The following is a 17124-nucleotide window of genomic DNA, read 5'->3' on the forward strand; positions in this document are numbered from 1 at the left end:
TATCCCCGCCTCATCGCAGACCTCGCCGCCATACCCAGCACAGCTTGACAATCCATAGGAGCATCTTCGGGGCCCTTGCGAGGCGCTGGTCGTCCGGAAAAGGCCGGGCTGAAAAGCGCCCGGCCGAGCCACAAGTGGTAGCACCTCGCACCCGAAGTCAAGCCCCAATCCCTTCGGGTGCGTGGCTGGGTTCGTTGGCACGTCACGGGTACCGGCTGGACGGTTCAGCCAAGACGGTCGGCTCGCCTGCGGCATTGCGCTTGTGCCTTGGGTGGCTCGGCTGCTCATCTCCCGGCCGCTGCGCTCCGCGCAGCTCGCCGGAGCCGCACCGCTCCACCGCCATCCTCCGCCGCGGCCCCCACGCGCCGCAGGCCTTCCCCGGCGCGGCCCTCCCCTTCCCGGACACGACGAAGGCCGCCCAGGCGGACCTGGGCGGCCTTGTCAGGGGACCGAGAGGGTGGTGCGGGTTTACGGCAGGCCGAGCTTCGCCCGGCAGCCCGGCCACGCGCCGTAGGTGCCGCCGGCGCGGTCGCGCAGCTTGGTCGCGATGGCGATCTGCTGCTCGCGCGTCGCCTGGTGCGGGAGCTGGGCGTAGGCGGTGCCGCCGTGCGCGGCCCAGGTGCTGGCCGAGAACTGGAGGCCGCCGTAGTAGCCGTTGCCCGTGTTGATGGCCCAGTTGCCGCCCGCCTCGCACTTGGCGAGCCTGTCCCAGACGTCGCTGTCGGGCAGGGGCTTGGTGCCGACGGTGATCTTCTTCGGCTTCGGTTCCTTGGTGACCTTGGAGCTCAGCTTTTCCTTGCTGACCTCCTTGCCGTTCTTGATGGTCACCTTGTACTGCGAGATCTGCTCGCCGGGAGCGCCGGGGTCGGTGACCGTCTGCTCGCCCGCGTTCATGTTCGGGTCGTTGGTCTTCTCGACCGGCGGGGCGACCGGCTCGGTCACGTTGATGACCGTGACGCCCGTGCGGGAGATGTAGACCTCGGCGCCGCTCGCGAGCTTCACGTCCATGCCGGACGTGATGGAGTCCTCGGCGCCCAGGGTGATGTTCTCGGCCTTGAGGAGTTCCTCGACGGAGAGGGCCGTGGTCTGGATCTCGCGGACCGGGTTGGCGCCGTCGAAGAGCTTGATGCTCTTGCGGGTCTTCACCTCGAGGTTCATGCCCTCGAGGGGGATGTCCTGGCTGCCCTGGGCGGACATCCACGCGCCTTCGAGGTTCACGCCGAGCTGCTTGGCGGCTTCCTCGACGGTGATGGAGCGGACCCAGTCCTCGCGGGCCTGGCCGTCGACGCTCATCTTCAGCAGGCGGCCGCGGTCGAGGCTGATCTTGCCGCCGTCGGAGATCGGGGTGTTCAGCGACGGGGACAGGGCGTCGTGCTCACCGACGACGATCCCTTCCTCCGCCAGGACGTCGCCGACCGTGCCCTCGTAGGAGTGGACGGTCTGCATCGCGCCGTCGATCTCGACGGTCAGCGACTTGTCCATCGCCATGGCGGTCACGCCGCCGCCGGAGATCGAGACGAGGATCGCGGCGACCGTGCCCTTGAGGAAGCGGCGCTTCCAGTTGGTGACGGTCTTGGTGAGGAGCTGCGGGTCCTGCTGCTCCTCTTCCTCCGACGGGAGGACGAGGGGCGGCATGATCGTCGTCTCGGCGTTGATGAGACGGATCAGCTCGTCGACGTCGACGTTCGCGGTGGCGAGCAGGTCGTCCGCGTCCGGGCCGAGCACCTCGAGCACGTCCGCGGGCGTGATGGTCAACGCACCGGGCGGGAAGCTCGGGTGGGGATCGGCGACGCTCACCGACGTCTGCCCGACCGGCGTGAACCAGTCGGTGTCGTCGTTGAAGTCGTAGGGCGCGGCAGTTCTGTCGCTACCGGACATCAGGGTCGATACCTCCATTGCGGAAGCTGTGAGGCCACCGCACAGTTGGCGTTGACAAGATCATTCGAGTTGGAGCTCGAAGGTTCCCGGCAACTCCTCCTACGTGGTCTCGCTTCTTCGCGCTTCTGGCTTCGGTCCCGCCCCGACTGCGGGCGTGCACCGAACCGACAACATCGGCTCTGGTGGCACGGTCACGGGACAGTAACGGGGCAACCGACGTTGCGCAAACACCCCCACCAATGTTGTGACGTCAGTCACCCCGTGGGGGTAGGAACCGCCTACTCCGTTCGCTCCAAGTCGCATTTCAGTCCCCGAGTCCGAACACTCGTTGAGCAGTACGGGTGACAGCGGAGCAGAGTTCAGAAAGATCTTCACCACGGAGAGTAGCGAGATCCCGAATTGTGTAATTCACACAATAGGGTTCGTTTGGACGCCCGCGGAACGGATGAGGGGTCAGGAACGGCGCATCGGTCTCGACGAGGAGCTGGTCCTGCGGTACGAGCACCGCCGCCTCCCGCAGCGCACGGGCGTTCTTGAACGTCACCGGGCCCGCGAACGACAGCACGTACCCCGCGTCGACGCACCGCCGGGCGAAGTCCGCGTCGCCGGAGAAGCAGTGGAACACCACAGTGGACGGTGCGCCCTCGGCGTCGAGGATCTTGAGGATGTCCTCGTGCGCGTCCCGGTCGTGGATCATCAACGGCTTCCCGACGCGCTTGGAAAGGTCGATGTGCCAACGGAAAGCCTCGTGCTGGGCGGCCGGCGGCGAGTAGTCCCAGTAGTAGTCGAGACCCGTCTCGCCGATCGCCACGACGCGATCCAGCACGGCCAGGCGCTCCAGTTCGGCCTTCTCGACCTCACCGAAGGTGGAGGTTCGCGTCGGGTGCACGGCGACCGCCGCGTAGACCCTCGGGTCCCAAGTGGACGCCTCGGCGGCCCACGTGGCGGAGGCCAGGTCGTCCGCGACGGTGATCACGTGCGAGACGCCGGCGGCGCCTGCCCGGTCGAGCAGAACGGCCACGCCGGCGGCATCGGTGGCGCCACACGCGTCGAGATGCGTGTGAGCGTCGATCACCGGTGCCGGAAGAGCTTCCGGCACCGGCGGTCGTTCGCGCTGGTCCGCCACTAGTCGGTGACGATCGGAGCCCACTCGGGCCCGGTCTCGCCCAGCTTCGCGTCGAGCTTGCCGAACAGCGGCGACGGCTTCTCCAGCGGGCGGCCCACCTCGAGCGGCGTGGACTCCCACCTGGCCTGCTCACCGGCGTAGTCACCGGTCAGCACCGGGTAGGAGCGCTCGGGGACGTCGAGGTCCTGGACCTCGTTCATCTGCGGCTGCGCGGCCCACACGCCCGTGCCGCCCAACGCCTCGTGCACCTTCTGCGCCGAGTGCGGCAGGAACGGCGTCATCAGCGTGTTCGCGTCCTGCACGACCTGCAGAGCCGTGTGCAGCACCGAGTCGCGGCGGTCCGGGTCGTCCTTGAGCTTCCACGGCTCCTGGTCCGACAGGTACTTGTTCGCCGCCGAGATGACCCGCATGGCCTCGCCCGTGGCCTGCTTGAACCGCGACCGGCGCAGGTGCGCGCCGACCGTGTCGAACGCCGCGCGGGACTGCGCGAGCAGCTCGTGGTCGGCGGGCGTCAGCGAGACGGCCTTCGGGATCGCGCCCACGTTCTTGTGCGCCATCGAGATCGAGCGGTTGACCAGGTTGCCCCACTCGTTCGCCAGCTCGAAGTTCGTCCGCCGGACGAACTCCTCCCAGGTGAAGTCCGTGTCCTGGTTCTCCGGGCCCGCGACGGAGATGAAGTACCGCAGCGCGTCCGGCCCGAACTCCTTCAGGAAGTCGCCGACGTAGATCACGGTGCCGCGCGAGGTGGAGAACTTCGAGCCGGACATCGTCAGGTACTCCGACGACACGACCTCGGTCGGCAGGTTCAGCGTGCCGAACCGGCCGGGCTCCCCGCCCTTGTCGCCCGCGCCGTTCTGCCCGAGCAGCAGCGACGGCCAGATCAGCGAGTGGAAGACGATGTTGTCCTTGCCCATGAAGTAGTAGCCCTGGGCGTCACCCGTCCAGAACTCCTTCCAGGCATCGGGGTCGCCGGTGCGCCGGGCCCACTCGACCGACGCCGACAGGTACCCGATGACCGCGTCGAACCACACGTAGAACCGCTTCATCGGCTGGTCGCTCCACCCGTCGAGCGGGATGGGGATGCCCCAGTCGAGGTCGCGGGTGATCGCGCGCGGCCGCAGGTCCTTGATCAGGTTCTGCGAGAACTTGAGCACGTTCGGGCGCCAGTCGGCGCGCGTGCCCATCCAGCCCGACAGCGAGTCGATGAACGCCGACAGGTCGAGGAACAGGTGCTCGGTCTCGACGAACTTCGGCGTCTCGCCGTTGATCCGCGAACGCGGGTTCTTCAGGTCGATCGGGTCGAGCTGGTTGCCGCAGTTGTCGCACTGGTCGCCGCGCGCGCCGTCGTACCCGCAGATCGGGCAGGTGCCCTCGATGAAGCGGTCGGGCAGCGTGCGGCCGGTCGACGGGCTGATGGCGCCCATCTCGACCTTGGGCACGACGTAGCCGTTCTTCCACAGCGCGAGGAAGAGGTCCTGCACCACCCGGTAGTGGTTGCCGGTGGTGGTGCGGGTGAAGAGGTCGTAGGAGAGGCCGAGGCCCTGCAGGTCAGAAGCGATGACGCGGTTGTACTTGTCGGCGAGCTCGCGGGCCGTCAGGCCCTCCTTCTCGGCCTGCACCTGGATGGGTGTGCCGTGCTCGTCCGTGCCGCTGACCATGAGCACCCGGTGTCCGGACATTCGCATGTAGCGGGAGAAGACGTCGGACGGGACACCGAAACCGGAGACGTGACCGATGTGCCTGGGGCCGTTGGCATAAGGCCAGGCCACCGCGGTCAGTACGGAGGCACTCATGCACATAGCCTACGGAGGCGGTGCCAGGCGGTTTTCACCGAGTGGGAGGTCTGATTGTCCGCGACCAGAATGCTGGTGCTCGGGATCGTCAAGCTGGTCGGCGAGGCCCACGGCTACGTGGTGCGCCGCGAGCTCAAGTCGTGGTCGGCCGACTCCTGGGCGAACGTGCAGCCGGGGTCGATCTACCACGCGCTGAAGTCGCTGGCCAAGGACGGACTGCTGGAGCCGGTCGGCGTCGAGTCCGGCGAGGGCCCGGCCCGCACCACGTACCGGATCACGGCCGCCGGTGAGCACGAGCTGGACGACCGCATCGGGCACGCGCTGGCGAACCCGACGGCGGGCAACGACGAGGTCTCCGCGGCCGTGGCCATGCTCAACCTCGTCCCCCGCAAGCAGGCCGTCGTGCTGCTGAAGAACCGGCTGGCCGGCCTCGAAGGCCAGCTCACCCCCACCCGCCACGGCATCTCCTCGATGCCGGAGATGGGCAAGCCCGCGCACGTCAGCGAGCTCTTTCGACTGTGGCTCGTCCATCTCGAAGGTCAGGTCCGGTGGACTCGGGAGTTGATCGAGCGCCTAGAGGCCGGCGAGTACGAGCTGACGGACTAGTCAAACTTGATTAGTCGGGGCTAGCCTCTAGTCAAACTTGACTAGAGGGGGTTTCGTCATGATCGAGGCACGCGGTCTCGCGCGCCGGTTCACGACCAAGACCGGTCCGGTGGACGCGGTGCGGGGTGTGGACATCGACGTCGCGGAAGGCGAGCTCGTCGGGTTCCTCGGCCCGAACGGCGCCGGCAAGTCCACGACGTTGCGCATGCTCACGACACTGCTGCAACCGACGGCGGGCACGGCGACGATCGCCGGGCACGACCTGTTGAAGGACCCGGCGGGCGTGCGCCGCAACATCGGCTACGTCGGCCAGAAGGGCGGCGGCGGCCTCGACCAGCGGGTCGGCGACGAGCTGGAGTTCCAGGCCCGCTTCTACGGCCTGGCGAAGCACGACGCCCGCCGCAAGGTCGCCGACCTGCTCGACCGGTTCGACCTCACGGGTCTGGAGAAGCGCGGCGTCGTCACGTTGTCCGGCGGCCAGCAACGCAGGCTCGACATCGCGATGGGCATGCTGCACGACCCGCGGCTGCTGTTCCTGGACGAGCCGTCGACCGCGCTCGACCCGCAGAGCCGCCGCAACCTGTGGGACCACATCCGCCAGCTCAAGGCGGACGGCACCACGGTCTTCCTGACCACGCACTACCTGGACGAGGCCGACTTCCTGAGCGACCGGCTGCTGGTCATCGACCACGGCGCGATCGTCGGCGAGGGCTCGCCGGACGACCTCAAGCACCGCGTCTCCGGCGACCTGGTCGAGCTCGGCACGGCCCAGGCTGCCGTCGTCGCCTCCAAGTTCGAGGACGCCGTGGTCGACGGCGAGAAGGTCAGCTTCCGGATCCCGAACGGCGACCGCGCGTTGCCGGGCCTGCTGCGCGACCTCGACAACATCGGCGTCGAGCTGCACTCCGTCCAGGTGCACCGGCCGACGCTCGACGACGTGTTCCTGACCATGACCGGCCGATCACTGCGGGAGGGCAGCAATGCCGCATAGGAACCTTCTGCGCGACACCTGGCTCGTCTTCTGCCGCGTGATGCTGCCGGTGCTGCGCAACCCCGTCGCGGTCGTGTTCGGCATCGCCCAGCCGTTGCTCTACCTCGGGCTCTTCGGACCGCTGCTGGGCGAGGGCGGCTGGCAGTGGTTCGTGCCGGGCCTGCTGGTGCAGATGGCGTTGTTCGGCACGGCCTACGCGGGCTTCTCGCTGCTGCCGGAGGTCCGCACGGGCGTGATGGAACGGCTGCGGGTCACCCCGGTCAGCCGGGTCGCGCTGCTGGTCGGACGGGTCGGCAAGGACGTCGTGCTGCTGGTCGTGCAGAGCCTGCTGATCATGCTGGCCGCGATGCTGTTCGGGTTCCGCGCGTCGGCCGGCCAGATGCTGCTCGGGCTCGGGCTGGTGGCGGTGCTCGGCATCGCGATCGGCTCGGTGTCGTACGCGATCGCGTTGAAGGTGAAGCTGGAGTACGTCTTCGCGTCGGTGCTGTCGGCGTCCATCGTGCCGTTGATGCTGCTGAGCGGCGTGCTGCTGCCGATGTCGAACGGCCCGGAGTGGCTCTACTGGCTGTCGCGGATCAACCCGCTGGCGCACGTCGTGGACGCCGAACGCTCGATCTTCAACCCCGGCACGATGACGTACGGGCTGGTCTCGGTCGCGGTGCTCGTGCTGGTCGGCGTCTGCTACGGCGTGCGCACGTTCAACAAGGAGTCAGCTTGACCTGACCGCCGCGTCGTAGAGGGTCTTCTTGCTGATCCCGGCCGCTTCCGCGACCTCGGCGGCGGCCGACTTCATCCGCTCCCCGTCGGCGACGCGCTGCTTGACCTCGGCGACCAGCGTGTCGAGGTCCGGCGTGTCCTGCACCGGCGCGGGACCGAGCACCACGGTGATCTCGCCGCGTGCGCCCTCCACGGCCCATGCGGCGAGTTCTTCGAGGGTTCCGCGCACGACCTCTTCGTACTTCTTCGTCAGTTCGCGGCACACGGCGACACGGCGGTCCGGCCCGAGCACCTCGACGGCGTCGGCGAGGGTGTCCGCGAGCCGATGGGGTGCCTCGAAGAAGACGACCGTCCGTTGCTCGGTGGCCAAAGGTGCGAACCAGCGCTTGCGTTCGCCGGACTTGCGCGGCGGGAAGCCGTCGAACGCGAACCTGTCGCTCGGCAGGCCGGACAACGCGAGCGCCGTCGTGACCGCGGACGGCCCCGGCAGGCAGGTGACGGTGATGTCCTGCTCGACGCACGCGGCGACCAGCCGGTAACCCGGATCCGACACGGACGGCATTCCGGCGTCCGTCACGAGCAGCACCGTCTCGCCCTTGTGCAGCGCTTCGAGCAGTTGCGGCACGCGCCCGACCTCGTTCTGGTCGTAGAAGCTGAGCACCCGCCCGGACGGCTTGACCTGCAACGCGGCCGCGAGGCTGTGCGTTCTCCTGGTGTCCTCGGCGGCGATCACGTCGGCGGTCTCGAGCGCCTCGATCAGGCGCGCGGAGGCGTCGCGGATGTCGCCGAGAGGGGTGGCTGCCAGGACCAGACGGCCTGAACCGGATACAGGACTCACAAGGTTCACCCTACGATCGGCGGCGTGACAGTCCTCGTGCAGCCAGGTGAGGCGCCCGTCGTCGTCGAGGAGCCGCGCACGGATCGTGCGGCCGCGCTCGACCCGCCTCCTTATGGAGACCGGATGCGCGGGTGGCTCATGACGGCCGTCGTGACCCTCATCGGTGCCGTCGTGCGCTTCTGGAACGTCGGGTATCCGACGGACAAGGGCACGCCGATCTTCGACGAGAAGCACTACGTGCCGCAGACGGCGCAGGTGCTGCGCAACGGCGGCTACGAGGACAACCCGGGCTACGAGCTGATCGTCCACCCGCCGCTCGCCAAACAGCTGATGGCGATCGGCCAGGACCTCTTCGGCTACGACGGCCTCGGCTGGCGGTTCGCCTCGGCGCTGGCCGGTGCGATCACGATCCTGCTGATCGTGCGGATCGCCCGCCGTCTGACCCGCTCGGACCTGCTGGGTGCTCTCGCGGGCGTGTTGCTCATCGCGGACGGCGTGTCGCACGTCCAGTCGCGGATGGGCATGCTCGACATCTTCCTGGCGTTGTTCGTCGTCGCCGCGTTCGGCTGTCTGGTGGTCGACCGCGAGCAGGTGCGCGAACGACTGGCCGTGGCCGTGCGCGAGGGGTTCGTCAACAACTCGGCGTTCGGGCCGTGGCTGGGCTTCCGCTGGTGGCGCTTCGGCGCGGGCGTGATGCTCGGTGCCGCGTGCGGCATCAAGTGGTCGGGCATCTGGTACATCGCCGCGTTCGGCCTTCTGACGGTCGTGTGGAGCGCGCTGGCCCGCCGTGCGGCCGGTGTCGAGGAACCGTGGCTGGGCGCGCTGGTGAAGGACGTGCTGCCGTCGCTGGGCGGTCTGGTCGCGATCCCGGTGCTCGTCTACGTCGTGACGTGGTTCCCGTGGATGGCCAGCGAGACCGGCATCGACCGGCACGTGGTCGGCGGCAAGGTCAAGGACGTCTCCTACATCCCCGACGTGCTGCAGTCGCTCTGGTACAACGCCCAGAACGTCTACAAGTTCCACGTCGGCCTGGTCACCTCGGCGACCAACACGCACCCGTGGGAGTCGAAGCCGTGGACGTGGCCGATGGGCCTGCGTCCGATGCTCTACTACTACGACAACACCGTCACGGGTTGCGGTGCGGCGTCGTGCCTCGGCGCGATCATGCTCATCGGCACGCCCGCGATGTGGTGGCTGGCGTTCCCGGTGATCGGCTGGGCCCTGTACCGCACGATCGGCCGGATGGACTGGCGCTACGCCGCCGTCCTGGTCGGGTACGCCGCCGGTCTGCTGCCGTGGTTCCTGAACCTCGACCGGCAGATGTACTTCTTCTACGTCACGCCGATGGCGCCGTTCCTGGTGCTGCTGATCGTGCTGGCGCTGGGCGAGGTCCTGGGTCGTTCGTCCGCCGGTTCGGAACGGCGCGGCACCGGGATGCTCGTCGTCGCTCTGTACGTGGGCATCGTGGTGGCGAACTTCGTGTGGCTGTGGCCGATCCTGAACGGCGTGCCGATCACACCCGAGCTGTGGCAGCAGCAGCTGTGGTTGCCTAGCTGGCGCTGATTTCGAGAGCTCGTTCCTTGGTCAGGTCACCTTCGAGCCGGAAGGTGACCTGATCTCTTTGCCACAGCAGGGTTTGGCCCGCCTTCTGCGGTTCCTCGGTGCGCCACTCGCCGGTGCGGTCGACGTAGAAGAACACGTGCGGGTACGGGATCCAGATCTTGTCGTCGATCTGCTCGACGCCGTCCTGGTGGACCAGCTTGCCGACGGTCGAGCTGATGGTGCCGTCGAACTGGTCGAGCCTCAGGTCGCCGTAGTGCAGGGTGACGAACCGTCCTTCGTGGACGGTCACCTGGTCCGGGGTGCCGAGCTGTCGCGGCAGGTGGATCTCGAAAGGCATCTGCTTGCGCGCCTCTTCGAGTGAGACGTCCTGGCTCGGCAGCGGCGGCGCGATGCTCCGCGGCGCTTCCGTGCGGAACTCGACGCCGGCGAACTCCAGGAGTTGCTGCACGCCCGCGCGGACGGCCGGGGACACCGCGAACGCGATGGCGAACGCCGTTGCCGCCGCTACGAGTGCTCTCAGCCAGGTGCGGCGCTTCGGCTCGTTGATCTCCGCGAGGACCTGTGCGCTGATGTCCGGTGGATCCGGCACGTGCAGGTGGCGGCCGAGGTCGCGCAGGGCTTCCGCCTGGTCATCGATCATGGGCCACCTCCTCCAGCATCGGGCGCAGCTTGTGCAGCGCTCTGGACAGCCGCGACTTCACGGTTCCCTTGGCGAGCCCCAGGGTCTGCGCGGTCTCGGCCTCGCTCAGGTCCAGCAGATACCGGCACGTGACGACCTGCCGGTCGCTCTCGCTCAGGCTCTGCACGGCCTTGAGGAGTTGTGTGCGCGAGTCGTCCACCAGCGTGCCGGGATCGTCGTGGTCGACGGTATCGGTGATGGTGGCGAGCCTCAGCTCCATCAGGTTGCGCCGCCTCCTGCTGCGGTGCAGGTTCTTGGTCTCGTTGGCGACGATCTTGAGCAGCCACGGCTTGAAGTCCGCGCCCGTCTTGAACGTGTGGAGCTTCCGGTACGCCTTCACGAACGCCTCCTGCACCACGTCCCCGGCGTCCGCACCGGCCCCGAGCAGGTACGCGGTCCGGTGCGCGAGCGCGGTGTACCGGACGACCAGCTCGCCGTAGGCCGCCTGGTCGCCTGCGATCGCCCGTGCCACCGCTTCGTCCGTGATGCCCTCTCTACACCGGGAACCCGCGGTCGGTTCCCGGTGTATCCGCACCATGAGGATTCTCGCCTTGATGTGCGCTTTCCTGCTGATCAGCACACCCACCGCGGTCGCCGGCGGCTGGGCGGTCACCTACCTCGACCCGGTCCCGTCGATCCAGCCGTCCGTCGCCCACACCGTCGGCTACTGGGTGCTGCAACACGGCACGCACCCGGCGTCCGGCGACCTGGGCAAGACGGGCCTGCGCTTCCAGTCCGGCGCTGACGCGCGTTCGTTCGTGGGCGTCGCCCTCGGCGAACCCGCGCACTACGCCGTCACCTTCGCGCTGCCGGCCGGCACCTACGAGGTGTTCGGGGTGCAGGGGTGGTTCGAGGAGCACCCACTCGGGACGTTGACGGTGCCGGGCACGTTGCTGGTGAAACCCGTGGACCCGCAGGTGGTGCAGGGTCTCGACGACGCGGGGTGGCCGTGGCAGGAGATCGCACCGCCGCTGGCTAAACCCGCTTCGCCCGCGCCGGCCGCCGCGGTGTCGCCGTCTTCGGGAAAGCCCTTGCCGGTGTGGCTCGCCGGACTCGTGGTCCTCGGCGCGGCAGGGCTGTTCTTCTTGCTGCGCAGGAGGTTGCGGCCGTCCGGCCGAAGGTGAGTGGTGAGGCGATCGGCGGAAACCGCCTCACCACTCTTCGCATGGCATCCCGTGAGATGCCGGGGCTTGCGGGTGAACCACGACCTAGGTCGTTGAAGGCTGAACCACCGTTACGGACCGGTCCAACGTTCACCCGGTTCGCCTAAGCGTCGACCGGAACGTCGGACGACTCCTGCACCGGAACCGCGACCGGCGGGTGGAGTCCGGGCCCGTCCTGCGACGACGGCGGGCAGCACGAACGCGGCCTCCGCATGGCATCGTGATCTCCACCCGGATTCCTCGGATCTTCTACTGCGGGTCGGCGATGAGCAGCGCGGGGTTCGCCCAGACCGCAGCCGGCAGTTCGGACGCGCCGGCTCCCCTACCGTGCGCCACGAACTGCGTGAGCCGCCGGGAAGCCGGACCCGGGGTTCGGCGAGGTCCTTGCGAGACAACGCCGGCCTGACGTCCGTGCCGACGCCACGGTCGAGTTGCCGCGCCACCGCCACGACAGCCGTCGCGGTGCCGAGTCCTTCTTTCCCTTCGGCACCGCTGACGGCCGCGCGAGCCGTTCGCCTACATCGGCATGTGCCTCGTCGGCGGCGGACCCGGCTTGGTGATCATCTTGGTCACCGGGCCCTCCTTGCTCATCCCCTGCTGGTCGAGGAACGAGGACAACTGCCCCCGCACCTGCGCCAGCGACGGACGACGACCCGGTTCGGGGTCCATCGCCGCCAGCAACAGCCGCGCGTGCGCGCTGTTCTGCGGCAGCTTGGTGATCGGCTCACCCTGGGCCGCGGCCATCAGCGAGGAGATCGGGTTCTCGCGGGAGCCGCGCGGCGGGTGGCCCGTCAGCGCGTACGACACGGTGGCCGCCAGCTGCCACGAGTCCGAGGCCGGTGACGCCGTCTCGCCCCGTGCCGTCTCGGGCGCGAGGAAGTCGGGCGTGCCCACCATCATGCCGGTGGCGGTGAGGGTGCTGTCGCCCTTGGAGCGGGCGATGCCGAAGTCGATCAGGTGCGCGGTGCCCTGGCCGTCGACGATCACGTTGGACGGCTTCACGTCGCGGTGCAGGACGCCCCGGTCGTGGGCCGCTGCCAGGGCGTCGGCCATGTTCAGCCAGAGGCGGGCGGCGAGCTTGTCGTCGATCAGGCCGTTCTTCAGCACCGTCTCGGACAGCGAGGCGCCCTCGATGTACTCCATGACCAGGGCGAGGCCGTCCGGGTCCTGGACGATGTCGAACACGCGCACGCAGTTCGGGTGGCGGACGGCGGCCAGCGCGCGGGCCTCGCGGAGCATGCGGGCCTCGGTCTCGTTGTCCGGGGCGTGCGCGAGCTTCACGGCGACGGTGCGGTCGAGCTGTTCGTCGACGGCGAGCCAGACCGTGCCGAAGCCGCCGGAGCCGAGCTGGCGGACGCGGCGGAACCGGCCGTTGCCCGGGTTCCAGACCTTGCCCGACTTCTGCACGGGTGCGGGTGACTCGGCGTTGGCGGCGCCCGGACCGAACGGCAGCGGGCCCGGCGTGTCCGCGAGCACCGCCGGGTTCGACGGCTGGGGCGGACCGGGCTGCGGCACGACCTCGGCGACGCGGGTCGGCGGGTACTGGCGCGGCGGCTGGTTCTGCGGCGGCTGCTGCGGCTGGGTGACCGGGCGCATCGGCCGGTTCATCGGCGCCGGCTGGTACTTCGGCACCTGCGCCGGCTGGTAGGGCGGCGGGTTCTGGCCGGGCGGCTGGTGCTGCGCGGCCGTGATCGGCTTGGTCGGCGCCTTCTGCTTCGGCTGACCCTGCGGCAGCTGGTTGTTCTGGGGCTGCGGCGTGCGCGCCACCGGCTGCGGTGGCGGGTTCTGCGAGTTCCGGTCCTGGGACCGGTCGCGGCCGGGGCGGTTGAGCATGGCGGTAGTCAACCCGAAAATCCGCACGACGATTGACCCGATTACCGCAATCGGCAGAAACCCGAGGAGCACATGGCCCACCAGGGTCACGGGGAATGCCGACGTCGTCACCAGCAGTACCAGGAACATCGGCCAGAACACCCGGCGCGGCCAGTTCGGCCCGAGCCGGAACGCCGAGCCCGACTGCAGCATGACGAACAGCAGGCAGAGCAGGGCGAGCACGATCGTGATGCCCGCGGCGACCAGGAAGACGACGGACTGGCCGGGCCGCTGGATCACGCCGATGATCGACGGAGCCCCGTCGACCAGGTAGTTGCCCTGGGAGAACGTCCCGAAGCAGGTGGCCGCGTCGAGCGAGTCGGCACCGATGATGCTGCGGTCCTTCAACCCCTCGACGGTCCCGCGCATGATCAGCCACGGCAGCACCAGGCAGCTGGCGACGCCGAGCACGGTGAAGATGGCACCGGTCACGGGTCCGTAGGAGTTGCCGACTACGCGGCGCACCGCGATGGACAGCAACGCACCTATGGTCGGGAACAACCCGAGCACCGCACCGAGCGCCGTGGTGGTCCACACCCAGTCACCGGGGCAGACACTCGCACCCACGAAGCCGTGCAGCCACGTGAGCAAGGACTCAGCGAGCCCCACGACTCACACCACCCCTTCCGAGATCACCCCCAGCCTAGGCGCCCTGTCAGCTTACGGTGCGTAATTGGCCTGCGGTTGACGCCACAGCAACCCTTTCCTTGATCACCGCGTTGTACCTCCGCCCAGCGCACGTTCGGCCTGTTGGCTCTTACACGTTGCGATGGACGGCTCCGTTGACAGGAGTCGGCCTTTTTGCGCGATTCGTTATCGAAGACACGCCGAAGGACGCCGTGGCGAACGGGTGATCAGGAACGGGTCTGGTGATCGATCCTGGTGAGGGTGCTCCCCCGCCCCGCCGACGCGCTGGAGGTCTGCACAGCCGGGTCGGGCGCCACGGGCAGGTCACCGAGGCCGGCGACGAACTCGACGGTCCACAGGTGCGAGCCGGTCTTCTCCGCGTAGGAGTCGGAAAGGCCGTAGGTGGCGACGCGGGTGTTCTTCTGGTCGAACATCTCGACGGTGGTCTGCGAGCCGGCGTGGCCCTTCTCACCGGGTCCACAGGTCAGCTGCAGGCGGGCGCGGATCCACTGCGGCTCGGTGGCCGGGTCCGCTTCGAGTTCCTCGGCGAGCGCGCTGCACTGCGTGCCGTGGGCGCGGAAGGTCAGGGCGGCCCGGAAGACGACGAGCTCACCGGCCGTGCAGCCGGTGAGAACGCGCGCTTCGACAGCTGTCTCCGTGCTGGAGACGACGGGGCGGGCGGCCGTGCACCTGGCGGCAGGGGCCTCGGAGGCCGTCGCACCGCTGGAGGTGACGGCCCCGAGTAATAACGCGGCGACCACAGATCTCATGAGAGAAAACTATTTGTCGACGCCGCGTTCTTCACCCAACTTCACCCCATAGATGGGTGAGCGCGAAAAAGAGGTTCTACCCCAGGTGGGCGCGGTTGTCGCCGCGCCCGTCAGGACGTCCGGACCGCGCGGAAACGGCGGCCTGTCAGTGGTCGTGATCGTGGTCGTGCTCGGCGGTCGGCTGGTAGATGTAGAACATCGTGACCGGCTCGTCGCCCGCGACGGTCTCGTGGTCCACGCCCGGCGGCACGAACGCGTACGAACCCGCCGTCGCCTCCACGCCCCCGATGCTCACCGTGCCGTCGACGACCCACGTGTGCTGCGTGGCCGACGGGTGGTTGTGGCCGACGTCGCGCGCGCCCGGTGCCATCTGGAGCAGGCCGACGATGGTGCCCCCGTCGGGGGACTTCCACAGCAGCTTGTTCTTCAGCCGTTCGTCGCCGTGCAGCGGGAACGCCTTCATCTGTGCAAGGGCATCGGCGGACAGGACCGTGACCTTGTCCTGCGGCGCGTCGCTCATGGGTGCAGCCTTTCGCGGGAGCTGAAGGAACGTACGGCCTCTATATAGACGAAAGTGCCGCTCACATTACGGTGAACGGCCCTTTCCCGGTCAGCTCAGACGCACTCGGCCGAGGCGTTGAACAGCATGAACGTCGTGACCTTGCCGTCGGCGACGTGGAAGCTCAGCACGACGTCGGTCCGGTCGGGCACCGGCACCTCGAACGTCTTGCCGGACTCCTTCTCCACGGCGTTCGGGTAGGCGGCCTTGAGCTGCTCGACCGTCGCGCCCTTGGCGATGTCCTTCGTCGTCGTGACGCCCGGCGGCGGCAGGATCATGCGGATCTTGTCGCCCGCGAACAGCACACCACCGCCTGCCTCCCTCGCCTCCGCCCGCGCGACCATCCGCTTCGTGGACTCCGAGATGAGTTCGGTCGCCTTGGCGCTGAGCTCGGCCGACGCCGCGGACTTCTCGGCGTAGGCGGCGAACTCGGCGGCACCCGCGTTCGCGCCCGGCGCCGGGCCCAGCGCCGCCTCCGCGTCGTCGGCGGCCTTCTGCGCGGCCTCGTACTTCTTCTCGAACTCGGCCTCTTCCGCGAGCTGTGCCGCGTCCGGCTGCGGCGCGCCCGCGTACCGGTAGTCCTCGCACTTGCCGGTCCTGCCCGCGGCGCTCGCGGCGAGCTCGCCGGTCGCCAAGGCGTCCTGTTTGGACATTCCCGGCTTCAGCTTCCCGAAACCGCTGACGTCGAGGACCTTCTTGTCCGGCGCGGGCTGCTGGTCCCCCGACCCCGAGCCCGGTCCCGCCGAACAACCGACGGCGGTGAGTGCCACCGCCACGACGCACGCTGCTTTCAATCCCCCAAGGATGTTCACGCCGCACAAGGTATCCGGCGCAGCGCACCGAGCCGAACGGGTTTCCCGAGGTCCGCAGCACTCGTCCACATCGGACGGACGCAGAACCCCGACCCACCGGTCAACCTACGGGGGTCCGGGGCGTGCCCCCGGCGTGGGGCCTGGGGGCTCGGCCCCCAGAAAACACTTCGGGCCGAGCAGTCTGCGCTTTCTGCAGACGTACTCGGCCCGAGGAACGAACGTGGAGCTGAGGGGAATCGAACCCCTGACCTTCTCGATGCGAACGAGACGCGCTACCAACTGTGCTACAGCCCCTTGCTGCCTTACGAAGAGAACTATAGCAGTCCCGAGAGGGGTGTTTTCACCACCCCCTCTAAGCCCCGACAGCACCCCTGTACCGCAGCGACTCCAGTCCCTCTAACTCGACGAAGACCGGGTCCTCGTCGTCGGAGTCGACCGGGATCGTGCCGGGACGGACGTGGTGTTCGAAGCGCGGCAACGGCGGCAGCGCGGGACGTTCCTCGACGACCTCGACCTGCGTGGTCTCCTGCTCGTCGGCACCGGCCTGCTTCGGCAGGTCCGCGACGACCGGAGCCGGCGCCTCCTGCGGCTGCGGGCCCGTCGCCCGGCGGCGGCGCACCTGCTGCAGGCGGGCGAGGCGGCGGGCGCGGATCTCCTCCTCGATCCGCACCTGCCGGCGCAGGTACGTCAGGTACCCGACGAGCAGCAGGTCGATCGCGGCGTGGCCGTACCAGAGCTTCGCGAAGAAGACCCCGGCGACGATGCCCGACACCACGGCGGCGACGAACAGGAACGCGACCACTCTGCGCCGGAACGCGTACTTGGCCTGGGCGACCAACGCCGCGGTCTCCGGGTCGTAGCCACCGCGGCCACGCCGGAACGGGCGCTCGACGTACTCCTCCTCGTCGAAGTAGTCGTCGTCGATGTCGTGGATGTCGTCGTACTCGGCGTCTGGCATGGCGTCGTACTCCTCCCCCACGCTGCGCGCACTCTCCTGGCGCTTGCGGGCCATCATGGGGACGAGGACCACGAGCCAGGCGACGACCAGCGCAACGATGATCAGCGAACTCGGCATTCCCCGTTCACCTCCCCCGGCCCACGCGTGGTGCTGCCAACCACGCTAGTCACAA

The 17124-nt window shown here is 68.7% G+C and carries 16 protein-coding genes and 1 tRNA gene; 5 read left to right on the forward strand and 12 right to left on the reverse strand.

All coding sequences use genetic code 11. The features are described from left to right. Positions 1 to 468 precede the first annotated feature (468 nt). The 3 genes from QSK25_RS27335 to metG form a co-directional block, all read right to left on the reverse strand. Positions 469 to 1878: a resuscitation-promoting factor gene (locus QSK25_RS27335; RefSeq protein WP_285642415.1), complete on the reverse strand. Its 1410-nt coding sequence runs from the start codon at positions 1876 to 1878 to the stop codon at positions 469 to 471. 304 nt (positions 1879 to 2182) lie between these two features. Then, positions 2183 to 2977 (reverse strand): TatD family hydrolase, encoded by a 795-nt coding sequence (locus tag QSK25_RS27340; protein WP_285642416.1) that lies wholly within the window; start codon positions 2975 to 2977, stop codon positions 2183 to 2185. Positions 2978 to 3003: 26 nt separating this feature from the next. After that, on the reverse strand, positions 3004 to 4797 hold the full coding sequence (gene metG, locus QSK25_RS27345) for a methionine--tRNA ligase (protein WP_285642418.1): 1794 nt from the start codon (positions 4795 to 4797) through the stop codon (positions 3004 to 3006). Positions 4798 to 4851: 54 nt separating this feature from the next. Between metG and QSK25_RS27350 the strand changes: the two genes are divergently transcribed. From QSK25_RS27350 to QSK25_RS27360, 3 genes are read left to right on the forward strand one after another with little or no spacing between them, the layout of a single operon-like run. Further along, positions 4852 to 5403 carry a PadR family transcriptional regulator gene (locus QSK25_RS27350; protein ID WP_285642420.1) on the forward strand — a complete coding sequence of 184 codons (552 nt, stop codon included), beginning with the start codon at positions 4852 to 4854 and terminating at the stop codon, positions 5401 to 5403. A 58-nt stretch (positions 5404 to 5461) separates the two neighbouring features. Beyond that, a complete protein-coding gene (locus QSK25_RS27355) occupies positions 5462 to 6394 on the forward strand; it encodes an ATP-binding cassette domain-containing protein (protein ID WP_285642423.1) in 933 nt (310 codons plus the stop codon). Next, the gene (locus QSK25_RS27360) at positions 6384 to 7112 is read left to right on the forward strand and encodes an ABC transporter permease (protein ID WP_285642425.1); all 729 of its coding nucleotides are present in this window, start codon (positions 6384 to 6386) and stop codon (positions 7110 to 7112) included. Before QSK25_RS27355 ends, QSK25_RS27360 begins: the two co-directional genes overlap by 11 nt. On the opposite strand, the gene rsmI is transcribed toward QSK25_RS27360, so the two are convergent. After that, positions 7104 to 7949: a 16S rRNA (cytidine(1402)-2'-O)-methyltransferase gene (rsmI, locus tag QSK25_RS27365; protein ID WP_285642427.1), complete on the reverse strand. Its 846-nt coding sequence runs from the start codon at positions 7947 to 7949 to the stop codon at positions 7104 to 7106. The two genes, QSK25_RS27360 and rsmI, sit on opposite strands and share 9 nt — an antisense overlap. A gap of 24 nt (positions 7950 to 7973) precedes the next feature. On the opposite strand from rsmI, the gene QSK25_RS27370 reads away from it, so the two are divergent. Continuing rightward, the gene (locus tag QSK25_RS27370) at positions 7974 to 9512 is read left to right on the forward strand and encodes a dolichyl-phosphate-mannose--protein mannosyltransferase (protein WP_285642430.1); all 1539 of its coding nucleotides are present in this window, start codon (positions 7974 to 7976) and stop codon (positions 9510 to 9512) included. Here QSK25_RS27370 and QSK25_RS27375 read toward each other — a convergent pair. Continuing rightward, positions 9499 to 10152 carry a hypothetical protein gene (locus QSK25_RS27375; protein ID WP_285642434.1) on the reverse strand — a complete coding sequence of 218 codons (654 nt, stop codon included), beginning with the start codon at positions 10150 to 10152 and terminating at the stop codon, positions 9499 to 9501. The two genes, QSK25_RS27370 and QSK25_RS27375, sit on opposite strands and share 14 nt — an antisense overlap. Beyond that, entirely contained in the window at positions 10142 to 10663 is a 522-nt protein-coding gene (locus QSK25_RS27380; RefSeq protein WP_285642435.1) for an RNA polymerase sigma factor, read from the reverse strand. Before QSK25_RS27380 ends, QSK25_RS27375 begins: the two co-directional genes overlap by 11 nt. A gap of 64 nt (positions 10664 to 10727) precedes the next feature. On the opposite strand from QSK25_RS27380, the gene QSK25_RS27385 reads away from it, so the two are divergent. Then, positions 10728 to 11315: a hypothetical protein gene (locus QSK25_RS27385; protein WP_285642436.1), complete on the forward strand. Its 588-nt coding sequence runs from the start codon at positions 10728 to 10730 to the stop codon at positions 11313 to 11315. Positions 11316 to 11870: 555 nt separating this feature from the next. Here QSK25_RS27385 and QSK25_RS27390 read toward each other — a convergent pair. From QSK25_RS27390 to sepX, 6 genes are all read right to left on the reverse strand, one after another. Then, on the reverse strand, positions 11871 to 13835 hold the full coding sequence (locus QSK25_RS27390; RefSeq protein ID WP_285642437.1) for a serine/threonine-protein kinase: 1965 nt from the start codon (positions 13833 to 13835) through the stop codon (positions 11871 to 11873). Between the two features lie 245 nt (positions 13836 to 14080). Continuing rightward, positions 14081 to 14623 (reverse strand): hypothetical protein, encoded by a 543-nt coding sequence (locus QSK25_RS27395; protein WP_285642438.1) that lies wholly within the window; start codon positions 14621 to 14623, stop codon positions 14081 to 14083. Between the two features lie 145 nt (positions 14624 to 14768). Continuing rightward, positions 14769 to 15143, reverse strand: coding sequence for a cupin domain-containing protein (locus QSK25_RS27400; RefSeq protein WP_285642439.1), 375 nt, complete (start codon positions 15141 to 15143; stop codon positions 14769 to 14771). A gap of 95 nt (positions 15144 to 15238) precedes the next feature. Continuing rightward, entirely contained in the window at positions 15239 to 15958 is a 720-nt protein-coding gene (locus QSK25_RS27405) for a hypothetical protein (protein WP_285642441.1), read from the reverse strand. A 257-nt stretch (positions 15959 to 16215) separates the two neighbouring features. After that, a tRNA-Ala gene (locus QSK25_RS27410) sits at positions 16216 to 16288 on the reverse strand. 58 nt (positions 16289 to 16346) lie between these two features. Then, positions 16347 to 17069: a divisome protein SepX/GlpR gene (sepX, locus tag QSK25_RS27415; protein ID WP_285642442.1), complete on the reverse strand. Its 723-nt coding sequence runs from the start codon at positions 17067 to 17069 to the stop codon at positions 16347 to 16349. Between the last annotated feature and the right edge of the window lie 55 nt (positions 17070 to 17124).

The sequence above is a fragment of the Lentzea sp. NBRC 102530 genome (assembly GCF_030269365.1).
Classification (GTDB): domain Bacteria; phylum Actinomycetota; class Actinomycetes; order Mycobacteriales; family Pseudonocardiaceae; genus Lentzea.